General features: G+C 66.1%; 11 protein-coding genes. 2 read left to right on the top strand and 9 right to left on the bottom strand.

The window, feature by feature from the left end; genetic code table 11:
- Positions 1 to 196: 196 nt before the first annotated feature.
- The 5 genes from GT590_RS07760 to GT590_RS07780 all read right to left on the bottom strand — a co-directional run bounded on the left by GT590_RS07760 (position 197) and on the right by GT590_RS07780 (position 4,370).
- Positions 197 to 598 (bottom strand): GntR family transcriptional regulator, encoded by a 402-nt coding sequence (locus GT590_RS07760; protein WP_009305087.1) that lies wholly within the window; start codon positions 596 to 598, stop codon positions 197 to 199.
- A 6-nt stretch (positions 599 to 604) separates the two neighbouring features.
- Positions 605 to 1,576 (bottom strand): slipin family protein, encoded by a 972-nt coding sequence (locus tag GT590_RS07765; protein ID WP_009305088.1) that lies wholly within the window; start codon positions 1,574 to 1,576, stop codon positions 605 to 607.
- Between the two features lie 12 nt (positions 1,577 to 1,588).
- Complete coding sequence (gene nrfD, locus GT590_RS07770; RefSeq protein ID WP_009305089.1) at positions 1,589 to 2,503, bottom strand: NrfD/PsrC family molybdoenzyme membrane anchor subunit; 915 nt, start codon at positions 2,501 to 2,503, stop codon at positions 1,589 to 1,591.
- A 280-nt stretch (positions 2,504 to 2,783) separates the two neighbouring features.
- A complete protein-coding gene (locus GT590_RS07775) occupies positions 2,784 to 3,626 on the bottom strand; it encodes a DUF4097 family beta strand repeat-containing protein (RefSeq protein ID WP_009305090.1) in 843 nt (280 codons plus the stop codon).
- 15 nt (positions 3,627 to 3,641) lie between these two features.
- Positions 3,642 to 4,370: a helix-turn-helix domain-containing protein gene (locus GT590_RS07780; RefSeq protein ID WP_086414851.1), complete on the bottom strand. Its 729-nt coding sequence runs from the start codon at positions 4,368 to 4,370 to the stop codon at positions 3,642 to 3,644.
- A 352-nt stretch (positions 4,371 to 4,722) separates the two neighbouring features.
- Between GT590_RS07780 and GT590_RS07785 the strand changes: the two genes are divergently transcribed.
- Both GT590_RS07785 and GT590_RS07790 read left to right on the top strand, forming a co-directional pair.
- The gene (locus tag GT590_RS07785) at positions 4,723 to 5,277 is read left to right on the top strand and encodes a TetR/AcrR family transcriptional regulator (protein ID WP_015761141.1); all 555 of its coding nucleotides are present in this window, start codon (positions 4,723 to 4,725) and stop codon (positions 5,275 to 5,277) included.
- 341 nt (positions 5,278 to 5,618) lie between these two features.
- Positions 5,619 to 6,593 carry an endonuclease domain-containing protein gene (locus tag GT590_RS07790; protein ID WP_227791176.1) on the top strand — a complete coding sequence of 325 codons (975 nt, stop codon included), beginning with the start codon at positions 5,619 to 5,621 and terminating at the stop codon, positions 6,591 to 6,593.
- A gap of 29 nt (positions 6,594 to 6,622) precedes the next feature.
- On the opposite strand, the gene GT590_RS07795 is transcribed toward GT590_RS07790, so the two are convergent.
- The 4 genes from GT590_RS07795 to rlmB form a co-directional block, all read right to left on the bottom strand.
- The gene (locus tag GT590_RS07795) at positions 6,623 to 8,500 is read right to left on the bottom strand and encodes a hypothetical protein (RefSeq protein ID WP_015761144.1); all 1,878 of its coding nucleotides are present in this window, start codon (positions 8,498 to 8,500) and stop codon (positions 6,623 to 6,625) included.
- Positions 8,497 to 10,671, bottom strand: coding sequence for an RND family transporter (locus GT590_RS07800; RefSeq protein WP_161170992.1), 2,175 nt, complete (start codon positions 10,669 to 10,671; stop codon positions 8,497 to 8,499). Before GT590_RS07800 ends, GT590_RS07795 begins: the two co-directional genes overlap by 4 nt.
- Before the next feature lie 184 nt (positions 10,672 to 10,855).
- Complete coding sequence (locus tag GT590_RS07805; protein ID WP_114551275.1) at positions 10,856 to 11,398, bottom strand: NYN domain-containing protein; 543 nt, start codon at positions 11,396 to 11,398, stop codon at positions 10,856 to 10,858.
- Between the two features lie 36 nt (positions 11,399 to 11,434).
- The gene (rlmB, locus tag GT590_RS07810) at positions 11,435 to 12,181 is read right to left on the bottom strand and encodes a 23S rRNA (guanosine(2251)-2'-O)-methyltransferase RlmB (RefSeq protein ID WP_009609159.1); all 747 of its coding nucleotides are present in this window, start codon (positions 12,179 to 12,181) and stop codon (positions 11,435 to 11,437) included.
- Positions 12,182 to 12,327: the final 146 nt, after the last annotated feature.

A 12,327-nucleotide genomic window follows, 5' to 3' on the forward strand; every position in this document is an offset into this window, starting at 1 on the left:
TGACGCCGTGCAGGGCGCTTCGCGGACGCCCTCCCCCGCTCTCTCTAGGCGCGACAGAGACGCGCCGATCCGCACGCCGAAACCGCACCGGTCGCATACCGCGGGCATCGCGAATCGCCGCGACACAAGTTTCCTCGCCCGCAAGCGAAAGCTCGCGCCCGAGAGGGAGACAGCGCCCGCTCGGCGCGCGGGTCGCCTACGCCCGCGTCAGGCTTTTCTGGGCCAGCCGGGCTTGGACCAGGGCCAGGATGTCGTCATCGGCCATGCCGGCGTTGGCGCAGGTGCGGATCAGGTCGTCCGCCAACAGCTCGACGGGGTTGTCGGCGGCGAGGGCGGCGCCCACGGCGTGGCGCTCGGCCACGAACGTGCCCCTCCCCTTGCGCGTGGAGATGTACCCCTCTCGTTCCAAATCCATGTAGGCGCGGTTCACGGTGTTGTAGCTGATATCGAGGTCGACGGCCAGCGAGCGCACCGTGGGAAGCTGGTCGCCCGCTTTGTACTCGCCTGAGCCGATGAGGTACGCGATGCGGTTCTTCACCTGGATCCACACCGGCAGGCCGCTGTTGTAGTCGAGTTCGAATGAGGCGAGCGGGTTCATGGAAGCCTATCTCTCAGTAGTTCGGTCGCCGTTCATCATAGCACTATCCGTGAAGCCGTCGCTCATCGCGGTGGGCACGGTTACCACGGTGCCCTTGGATTTCTTCACCGTGTCGTACTGCATGAGCATGGTGCGCAGCTTGAGCGCCGCCTCCGGGTCGCCGTAGACGCGCGCGGCCTCGGCCAGCATCTCGGCCAGCTCGGCTTCCACGCCGGCCACGGTCATGCGCGCGTTCTTCTCGCGGTCGGCCTGCGCTTCCAGGCTCATGACCTCCTGCAGCTCGTCGGGGATCACGATGTCGCGCACCTTCACCGAGATGATGTCCACGCCCCAGCCGGCGGCCTCCTTCTCGATGTCGTCCTTGATCTCGGCGTCCAGCTGGTCGCGGCGCAGCGCCACCTCGGCCACCGTGGAGCGGCCCACCGCCTCGCGCAGCGCCGTCTGGGCGAGGAACGACACGGCCGCGTAGTAGTCCTCCACCTCGGTGCACGCCTTCTCGGCGTCCCACACCACCCAGAACAGCACGGCGTCTACCGTGACGGGCACGAGGTCGGCCGTGAGCGTCTTCTCGGCATAGAAGGGCGTGGCGATGGTGCGCTGGTCCACGCGGATGGTGCCGTGCTCGATGACGGGGATGGTGAAGTACAAACCCGGCCCCACGACGCGGTTCAGCTTGCCGAACCGCAGCACCACCACCTTCTCCCAGCTCAGCGCGATGTGTGTGGACGACAGCACCAGCAGCGCCGCCAGCAGCATGGCAACGATCGCCTCGATTCCCACGCCTCCCGTCGCCGCAAACGCGATGCCCAGCACCGCGGCGCAGGTGGCGATGAACGTCGCGATGTTGAAGATGACCGCGCCGTTGCGCGACGATTTGCGCGGCACGTAGGACGTGGCCGCCCTGATCTCGGCATCCTTGTCGCGCACGTCGTAGGGGGCGTCCTTCACGAACCGCTCGCCTGCCCGTCGTCTCGCCATCGCACTCGCTCCTTATCCCGTAAGCCCGAACGTCGAAAGCCCGTACAGCGCTTCCGGCATCTGCGTCACATCGTATGCGCCCGCGCCGACGATGCACCAGCGCAGCGCGAACCCTCCCACCAGCAGCAGCGCCGCTATCCACAGAAGCTGCGTGCGGCTGTTCCCATGCGTGAGGAAGCGCTCCAGCACCAGCGGCACGGCCAGCCCGCACACCGCGAGCACGCCCCAGAACACGGGCGCCAGCTCGCCGAACGCGAGCGCCCGAGCAGCCGCGGCCGTCTCCTCGCCCGCGAACGCGAGCAGCACGAACGCAGCCAGGCAGCCAGCCTCGACGACCACGATACCGCCGTCAATCCGCGCGAGCCACACGAGCGGCCCGCGGTGCGGGTGCCGCGTCTCCACGAACGAGGCTGCCAGGAACGCCGTCGCGATGCCGCACGATGCCGACGACAGCACGAACAGCACCGGCACGAGCGGCGTGCGCCACAGCAGCACCGACGCGAGGCTTTCCAGCAGCACGCCGGTGTACGTCGCGGTCACCGCCGCCGACAGCGCGCCCGCCGCCGCAAGCGCCAGAACCGCCGCACGCGGCAGGCGCACGGTGTCCAGCAGCGCGCCCAACGAGAACGCCGCCGCACAGGCCAACGCCGCGACCAGCGCGAACGACCCCGCCGCCATGACCGACGGCGCAGGCGAGGCGAACAGGCCGAGCAGGCGGTCAGGGCGCCCCAGGTCGACCAGCAGGCACAGCATGCCCGTCGCCAGCGTCACCGTGCACATCGGCCATGCCCGGGCGAAGAACTCCTCCGGCATGGCCAGCGCGCGCCACCGCAGCACGCGGGCGCACTCGAGCACGCACAGGACGGCGAGGGCGCCCGCTCCCGTTCCTCCCAGGAAAAGATAGCTTGTCGTGAGCACGTTGAACACGCGCCGCCCCGCCCCTCGTCCTCGCCCGCAACTCCCCATTGTCGCAATGCAGCAATTCATTGGTATTATAGCACCGCTCGCGCAAAACGGACGGCAAAGGGGCGAGGGCTTGGCATGCTTCGACACACCGAGTCGAAGCATGCCGTCGTCATCCTGAACGCAGCGCCGAAGGTGCGGAGTCGAAGGATCCCGCGCAACGTCAGCTGGAAGTCTCACGGCTATCGCCGCACGGGATCCTTCGACTCGCTTCGCTCGCTCAGGATGGCAAGGGAGGAGCTTCCTAGTCGTCGGCGTCGATGCGGAACTCGCCGCTGGCCAGGCGCGCGTTGATGCTGGCGCTTCCGTCGCCGCTCGTGTACACGTTGCCGTTCTGCGAAAGTGAGAAGGAGCTGCTGAACCGACCAGACGCTTTCTCGATGCGAGCGGTGAAGCCGCTGCTCTCGGGAACGGCCACGCTCACCGAGCCGCTGGCGATATCCGCGTCGATTGTTTTCGGACACGCCTCCCGGCACACGATGCGCGTCTGGCCCGACGCGGTGCGCACGTCCACGCGGTCGGCGAAGCGGCCCTCGACGTCGAGCTGCCCGCTGGCCACGTCGACGCGCAGCTCGTCGGCTTGCAGGTGCTGCCCGTCCACATCGCCCGAGGCCAGCTTGAGCTTGAGCGTTTCGCAGCCCAGGCCGTTCACGTCGTAGTCGCCCGACGCGCCGTCGATCTCGACGGCGCCCAGGTTCTGGGCGTAGCTTTTCGGAATGCGCACCTGCAGGTCCTTGCGGCCCAGCGCGAAGCACGAGAACCAGGTGCCGTAGTCGATGGACAGCGTGTCGCCGTTCACGGACCAGCGCATCTGCTGCGCCTTCGTCATGCCGCGCGGCGCCGTCTCGACAAGCTCGATGGCGTCGCCCTCGTCCACGACGTCGATGTTCACCGCGCCGGAGGCCCACTTGACGCTGAGGTTCTTGACGCTGGCCGCGTCCACGTTCGCCGATCCCATTTCCGTTCCTCCCCGCATTCCGAAGCGCATGGCCGAGCATCCGCCGAATCCGATGGACCCCAGGATGAGCAAGCCGAGCGCGATGATGAGCGTGATTTTGACGTACGACGCCGTCGTGAGTTTCGTCATGATACGGCCCTTCCGCTAGCGTCGGTTCGCCCGATAGTTCGGGTCGTTTTCGATGATGTGGGCGATCCAATAGTACAGCGGGATGGTCAGGAAGACGAACCAGCCGGGATGCCACCACCCGAAGAGGAAGCCGCCCCCGAGGAACACGAGCACGCAAAGCACGGGGTACGGGAACGTCGACCAGGGGCCGCGCGGGCGGCGCAACTGGGCGTCGTAGGGCTCGGGGGCTTGCGGAGCGTAAGGCGCTTGCGGCTGCGCGGGTTGCGCAGGCTGCTGGGGCATGGGGGCCGCGCCGTAGTAGGGCTGCTGCACGGGCTGGGGCTGCGGTTGGGGCTGCGCCGGAGGGGCCTGGTGCGCCTGTTCGGCCGTCGCGCGAGCCTGCGCCGCGGCCACGGCCGCCTGCGCCGCGCGGACGGCGGCCTCGTTGGCGCGCACGGCGGCCTCCTGCGCCTGCGCCTCGGCGGTGGCGTCCTTGTCCTTTTCCTCGAACGCCACGTCGTCCACCACGTCGTCGTCGATGCGCAGCAGGTCGTCGAGGGACACACCGTACAGCTTCGCGAGCGCGATGAGGTTTCCCGTATCGGGCGACGACTCGGCGCGCTCCCACTTCGACACCGCCTGCCGCGACAGGCCGAGCCGTTCGGCCAGCTCCTCCTGGCTGTATCCTTGCTCGCGTCGCATGGCTGCTAAGCGCTGGGCAATCTCGACGTTCATGAACGATCCCTTCTTCGACGTTGGGGACATGGCGTCCGCTCCTTCTCGATTACCAGCCTACGGTTGCCCGGCACGTTGCACCAGCATGTCTGGTTATCATTTTACGCAACCGGCGGTTGCATACGCCTGCGAAGTGGGATTTCATGACATCGGTCATGCCGACTTTTATGCGGTCGTCCTTCGATGCGCTTGGCTGCGGCGAAGCGGCGGACGAATCCCCCGATACCGGCGTTCCAAAACGGCTGCGCGTTCGGACCTCGCGCATCGCCGTCTGCGCAACGCGCCGGCCCTCCCCGCGCGCTTCGACAAGCAACGGCTACCGGCCGGCGCCGATGCGTCCCGCATGTCCTATACTGGAACGATCGAGCCGAAGGAGGCGTCCATGGAAACCGGAAAGACCGATCGACGCGTGCAGTACACGAAGCGCGCCCTCACGAGCGCCCTCATCGACCTCATGCGCGAGAACCACATCTCGAAAATATCCGTGAAGGCGCTGTGCGCCGCCGCCGACGTGAACCGCAGTACGTTCTACGCCCATTTCCGCAACCAATACGACCTGCTGGCGTACATCGAAGCCGAGGCGCTCGAAGATCTCAAGGCGCGCCTCCTGGCCGACGGCGAGCCGCGCACGCGCAACGTGGAGAAGATCCTGGAATACGCCAAGGAGAACGCCGACGTGTTCCTCATGCTGCTGGACGAAAGCGAGGGCGGCTTCCAGCGGCAGATCATGGAGCTGGCGCATCTGGTGGACCTGCAAATGTCCGACCAGGATGCGGCGGTGGACGCCGACGATCTGGAGTACATGTACCTGTTCGCCGTATCGGGCGCGTTGGGCATGCTGTCGCACTGGCTGAAGAAGGGCACGCCGCAATCCCCCGCCGAGATGTCCGAGCTGCTGATGAGCATGATCCAGCACGGCGTGGAGGAGCGCGCCTGAAGCGAGCGAGCATCGGGCAACGGCGCCGCGCGCCCACTGCGAAGGTGCGAGTCGTTTCGCCGACGCGCCCGCCTCGTTTCCGAGTTTCGCCCGAAGCACCCTCGCCAACCGGAGCGCCATTGTTCGCGAGACCGGATTGCACACGGATTTTCGGCCGCGGTTTCGCATTCTGGCAGAGATTCACGGTTTGGGCGCAAAATCAACGTCTTCCCTCCAACCAGACGCCTAGACACCAGAAGAAACCCCAGTTCAGGTTTTTCGGCAGCCAACACAGATGCAGGAATCGCGATGCAGCTGCGCCTAAACCGTGATTCTCTGCCAGATTATGTTACGATGACCTTATGGATATACTCATTGGATACGAATCGGCGCTCGACTACTGGAGAACGGTGGGGCCGAATTACTTGCGCGGCTACGATGCGCGGCAAGCGGCGACAAGACGTGCGCGGCGTGCGCTCGCTTCAAGCGAGCGACCGACCCTTTCCGAGGGAAATCGGCGTCCTGCCGGATGCACCCTGCCCCTGTGCACACTGGTGGGCAGCGTCGACGTCCGGACGAGAACGCCTGCCGTGCTCAGCAGCTTTTGCTCCGTCCTCCCCGAGAGGTCGTTCGTCGACGCGGGCGAGGGCTTTTTGATGAGCACGCCGGAGTTCTGCTTCTTGCAGATGGCGAACCGGCTGTCGCTCGCACGGCTCATAATGCTGGGATACGAGTTGTGCGGAACGTACGTCCTGGTAGACAAGGGGCCGGCACCGCGTCGCGACGCGCCGCTGACGACGGTCGCCAAGCTGCGAACGTTCGTCGAAGGCGCCTCGAACGCTCGCGGGAGGAAGAAGGCGCTGCGGGCTTTGCGCTACGTGTTGGACCGATCGGCCTCGCCGATGGAGTCTGCGCTGGCCATGCTGCTGTGCCTGCCGTACGGCTTGGGCGGGTACGGATTACCCGAACCGCGACTTAACTACCACGTCGACGTGCCGCCCAGCTTCCGCGCCATGGCCGACCGGAAACATTGCGTATGCGACCTGTGCTGGCCCGAATCGAAGCTGGCCGCGGAGTACGACAGCGAGCTGCACCATGCCGACCCCGAACGGCGGGAAAGCGATGCGCGACGACGCAGCACCCTTATCACGCTCGGCTTCACCGTGGTCACCGTGTCGAAGGGGCAGGTCATGGACAGCGGGGCGTTCAACCGGCTGGCGCATCAGCTGGCGAAGCGCCTGGGAAAGCGCCTGCGCTACGTCGACCCGGGCTTCACGCGCGCGCACCTCGAGCTGCGCGCCGAGCTGTTCGAGGCGATCGGGATACGCGAGAGGTGACGAACGGGGCCGATGCGCGCCCGTTCGCGCTACCCCTGGAACAGGGCGAGGAAGCGATCCCAGATGGTTTGCTCTTGCTCGGGCTCTTCCGGCTCGGGCGTTTCGGGCTGCTCGATTGCGGCCGTGGTCATGACGAACTGCACGGCTTCCACGTTGGCGTTCTGCGGCGACACGAACGACACCGGGTCGAACTTCGGGAAGTCGAACTCGGCAGTCATGTCGGCGATCTGCCGCTTCATGGTTTCGGGCAGCGTGATGGTGGACGCGTTGAGCTGGTTCATGCCGCTGCTGAGCTCGCCCGCCCCGCCGGCCAGCTGGCCCGCGCCGCCGGCAAGCTGGTTCGCGCCGGACTCGAGCTGGCCGTAGTTCTCGGCGAGCGCCGACAGACCCGACGCGTACTGCGCAAGACCTTCGTGGAACCGGCCATACTCGCCAGATAGCTGCGCGATGCCTTCGACGAGCTGGGAGAGTTGGTCGAGCTGGCCGCCGCCCACGGCCGTTTCGAGTGCGGACGCCATGGAGCGGAGAGCGGCTTCTTGCTGGGCGAGGGCGCCGCCGCTTTGCGCATCGGCCGCCAACGCGCCCAACAGCTGGTCGGCGCCGGAGAAGGCGTCCTTCGTCGCGGCGTACGTGCCCTTGACGGTTTGGGCGGCCTGGTAGTTCGCGATAAGCTGATTCACCGTGACGAGGTCGTCGGGGTTTTGCGACGTGCTTGCAAGGGCCATCAAGCTTCCGATCTGCTCTTCTGTCAACGTGCCGGCGGGAATGCCTTCGATAGCGCCCTCGAGCGCCGGGAGCGCCTGCGCGTAGCCCTGCTGGACGCGAACGACCTGTTGACGCAGCTCCGCAAGCCCGTCCGCGAGCGCGTTCAGCCCGCCCGGCAGCTGCCTCAGCTGGTCGAGCTGCGACAAATCAGCACCCTGCAAACCGCTCGCGACAGCCGACAGCGCAGCGTTGATCTGGCTCGACGCGCTCACCAACTGACCGGACGAGCCGTTGAGCCTGTTCAACCCCTGGCCGAACGCCGCAGCGCCCGACGACAGATCCTGTGCGCCGCTGGTCAGCTCGTCTACGCCCGAGGCGAGCGACGACGTGCCCTCCGCCAGCGCGCCGACCGCGTCCGATAGGTTCGTCATGCCGCTGACCATGCTTGAGGTGTCGGGCATCTCGACGACCGACGAGTACGGCAGCGCGGCGATCTGCGCGCCCGGCATCTTGAAGTTCCGCACCTTGGCCGTGAGCGTGAAATCGGCATCCTGACCGGGCAGGACGGTGAAGGCAGCTGTAGCGTCTTCGCCGGATTGCGCGATGGTGGCTCCCTCGCCCTCCACGTCGGAGGCGACGTCGCCCGGCAGCGTGAACGTGATCTGCAGCATGAAGCTGTCGTAGAACGCGGGATCGATGGCCTCGTTGCGCGCGGTGGTCACATGGACGGCCAAGTTGCCCGAAGCGCCGGCCAGCTGGTCGGCCTCCACCTTCTTACCGTCCAGTTCGTAGGACAGCGACACATTCCACGGCAATGCGGCGTTTGCGGCGTCTCCCTGGTAGTACAGCGTGCCCTCTTCGGCCTCGAACGTGGTGGCGTCGCCGATGCGCGCCAGCTCGGTCTCGTTCGTGAGGTTCTGCACGGACGTGTAGTCGCCGTGGTCGACGACGGTGCCCGGCACCTCCACGTCGAAGCGGTTGACCACGTACACCGCTTTCGGCGCGCCGCTCGCCGCCAAGGTCGCGTACACCACTTCGGACTTCTCGTACGTCGCCGCGGACGAGGCGGAAGCGGCAGATGCAGAGGAAGAGCTCGCCGCATCGCCCTCGGCCAGCGCGAGCGCGCTCGGCACGCAGGCGACGGACAGCGTCACGGTGAGCAGCGCGACGACGCAGGTGCGCAGACAAGGGTGCTTTTTCATGATTCGTCTCCTTCGGACGCGGGGAGCGGGGCGGGTTCGGATCCCTCGGCCGCTACGGGAGATGCGGCGTCGACAACCTCAGACGCTGCGGGCACCGCGGGCTCGGCAGCCGCGACAGGCGCGAAGTTCGCATGCCAGGTGGTGCGCCGGATAACGCGATCAAGCAGCACGAGCAGCGCCGGCAGGAAGCACGTGACCAGCGTCAGCGACAGCAGCGCTCCGCGGGCGAGCAGGAAGCCCAGGCTGGACACCGCCGACATGCTGGACGAGAATCCCAGCGCGAAGCCCGCAGTAGCCAGGATGCCGGCCGACACGAGCAGCGACGGGAACGTTTCGCCCAGCGCAAGGTGCGCGGCCTTGCGCGCCGGGACGCGTCGACGGTGACGCAGGTAATGCGTGGTCAGCAGGATGCCGTAGTCGATGGTGGCGCCCAGCTGCACCGTGTTGATGACGAGGTAGCCGATGAAGTTCACCGACTCGCCCATGAAGTACGGGATAGACAGGTTGATCCAGATGCCCGACTCGATGGTGAGCAGCAGCACGAGCGGCAGCGTGAGCGAGCGGAACGTCACCAGCAACACGATGAGGATGGCGATGATGGCTACGGCGCTGACCACCACGTTGTCCACCGCCACGATGTTCTTCATGTCGTAGAGATTCGCGGACTGGCCGGCGGTGTAGTACGTGTCGTAATGGCGCGCAGCCGCCTGCTGCACGGCTTCCACCGTGGAGAACGCCTCGTCGCTTTCCACATCGGTGCTGGTGTAGGCGATGATGCGCGCGTAGTTCGGCGAATAGAACTGGTCGATCACGCTCTGGTCGAGGAAGCCCTGCGGGATGGCGGCGCCCACGGTGGACGCGTACGAGATGACGCCCGTTACATGATCGACCTCGGCCAGGTCGCGTGAAAGCGCAGCCTCGGCGGCCACGTCACCGCGCGGCACCAGCACCACCACGGCGTTCTGCTGGCCGAACTCGTCTTGGATCATAAGCGTGTCGGCGGCGGCGCGCAGGTTCGGGTCGGGCTCGCTGTTCTGGTAGGTGAACACGGTGTGGCTCTGACCCAAAAACGCGGGAACGACGAGCGCCAACACGAGGACGAGAGCCGGGACGCGCACCTTCGACAGCACCTTGCCCACGTTCTTGAACGAGGGCATGAGCAGCCGATGCCGCGTCTTGTCGATGAGCTTGTACAGCGAAAGCGTGACCGCCGGCAGGAACACCATGACGGTGAAGAAGCTGAACACGATGCCCTTCACCAGGTTGATGCCAAGATCGGCGCCGATTTGGAACTGCATGAACGCAAGAGCGGCGAAACCGAACAGCGTGGTGACGGCGCTGGCGGCGATGGTGGACAGCGACCTGCGCATAGCCAAGGCCATGGCACGCTCCACGTTCGGCGTGCGCTGACGCTCGGCCGCGAACGCGTGCAGCAGGAAGATGGCGTAGTCCAGCGACACCGCCAATTGCAGGATGGGGCTCACCGAGAACGTGATGAACGAAACCTGCCCCAGCACGATGTTCGTACCCATGTTGATGAGAATGGAAACGCCGATGGCGGCGATGAACAGCAGAGGCTCGATCCACGACGTGGTGGACAGCACGAGCAACAGGATGATGACGGGCACGAGGATGAGCGCCGCGCCGCCGGCCTCCTTCGACGTGCTGGCCGTGGTCTGCGCGGTATCGGCGGCCTCGCCCGACACGGCGTTGCCCGAGCCCGCCTCGTCCACGAGGGCGCGCAGCGCGGGGACGGCCGTGCTTTCGGAGCCTTCGGCCACGGTGACCTGGAACAGCGCATCGCCATCGCGATAGTACGTCTCGACGGTGGAGGCGTCGGCCATCTCGAGGGGCACGGTGACGTCGACGACGCCGTCGAGCCACATGACGCCCTCGACGCCTTCCACTTCGGCGATCTTATGCTTGAGCGCAAGCGCCTGGGCAATGCCCACGTCGTGGACGAGCACATTGGCGTTGGGGACGGCCTGGGCGAACTCGTCGTTCATGATGGAGACGGCCGTGGTGGATTGCGCTTCGTCGGGCAGGTAGTCCACCATGTCGTAGTTGACTCCCACGAACGGGATCATCGCGGCACACACGACGGCGACGGTCAAAAACGCCGCCACGACGGCTTTGCGTCGCGCGATGATGCCGTCGATGATGCGATCCATACCCGCCCGCCTGTCCGCTTCGCCTGCGCGTATACGCGCGCTTGGTTACCCTACATCATGCATGATAACCAACACCGTGTAGCGAAACAACCAACAAGGGATGCCAGAACTGCCCGTAACCCGACACACGGTTGACCAAGTGTCGGAGATTCACGAAACCGTCACCTTCGAGTATGCCGTCCGGTTACCGGCCCGCTCCGTCGCGGAGAGCTTTGAGCTTGGCGAGGGTGACGGGGTCGATGCGGGAGGCCACCGTATTCTTCTGAGCCACCTTCGGGGTTTCGTCGAGGCGCGCCTCCTCGTAGTACATCCCCACCTCGCGCGAGAAGCCGTCGGCACTCATGCGGTCCACCCCGAAGCCGAACGTGGTGTCCTGGATGGTGGCGTCGCTGGTAACCACGAGGGTTTCCACCTGGCGCTCGCGCGCGTCGTGAGCCAGCTTCTCGATGACCTTGTCGGCCGACTGGCCCGCCGGCGAGAACACGATGCGCACGCCGCCGACGGTTTCCGCCTCGCCGTCCGAGAACGCGTTCTTCGCGCCATCGAACACGATGACGGCCTTGTAGTCGCCTCCGGCGTAGTTCACCACGTCGTTGATGAGCATCTCGCGCGCGGCGTTGAACGTGTCGTCGGTGTAGTCCTCATCGGGCGCGTTGCGGTAGCGGCTGCCGGAGCGCAGCACGTTGTATCCATCAACGATCAGGAGTTTCTTACGTTGCTTGGCCATGATCCACCTACGTCAACCTGCGCGTCCGCCGTTGTCCTACTGGTTCTGGCGAAGCCACTCGTACATGCAGGCGGTGGCGGCTTGCGCCACGTTGAGGGACGCCACTTCGCCCTCGATGGGCAGCTTCACCAGGAAGTCGCAGTGCTCCATCACGAGGCGCGAGATGCCCTCCTGCTCGTTGCCCATCACCAGTGCGATCTTGCCCTTGAGGTTCGACTTCCAGATGAGGTCCTTCGCATGCTCGGTGGCCCCGGCGATCCAGAAGCCCTCCTCCTTGAGGCGGCTCATGGTCTGCACGAGGTTCGACACCTGAGCCACGGGCACGTGCGCGATGGCGCCGGCCGAGCTCTTGTACGTGGACGCCTCCACGTGCGCGCTGCGCTTGTTGGGGATCACGATGCCGCACGCGCCCACCGCTTCGGCGCTGCGCGACACGGCGCCCAGGTTGCCCGCGTCGGTGATGTGGTCGAGGATGATCACGAGCGCGCGGCCGTCGTGCTGCTCGGCCGACTTGCCCGCCGCGTCGATCACGTCGCCGATGCCCACGTACGGGAACGGCGCGGCCTTCGCCATGACGCCCTGATGGCTGCCGCGGTCGGACTTGCCGTCCAGCACCTTGCGCGGCACCATCTCCACGGTGGCGCCGGCGCGCTTCGCCTTGCGCAGGATGTCCTCGATGAGGCCATCGCGCTGCACGTTGTCGGCCATGAGAATGCTCTTAATGGGCACGCCCGTGCGCAGCGCCTCGATGACGGGGCGCTTGCCCTCGATGAAATCAGCCATGTTCCACGATCCTTCGTATTCTTCCGCGTCGATCCTGGCATGGCATCGCACGGCACATTGTTAATTCGGACAGTATGGCAGATAGGAACGCGCCCGGGGAAGCCCCCGCGCGCATCTTCAGCGTATCGCCACGTGAAGGAGGGAGC

The sequence above is a fragment of the Eggerthella sp. BIOML-A1 genome, from assembly GCF_009875595.1.
Lineage (GTDB): Bacteria > Actinomycetota > Coriobacteriia > Coriobacteriales > Eggerthellaceae > Eggerthella > Eggerthella lenta.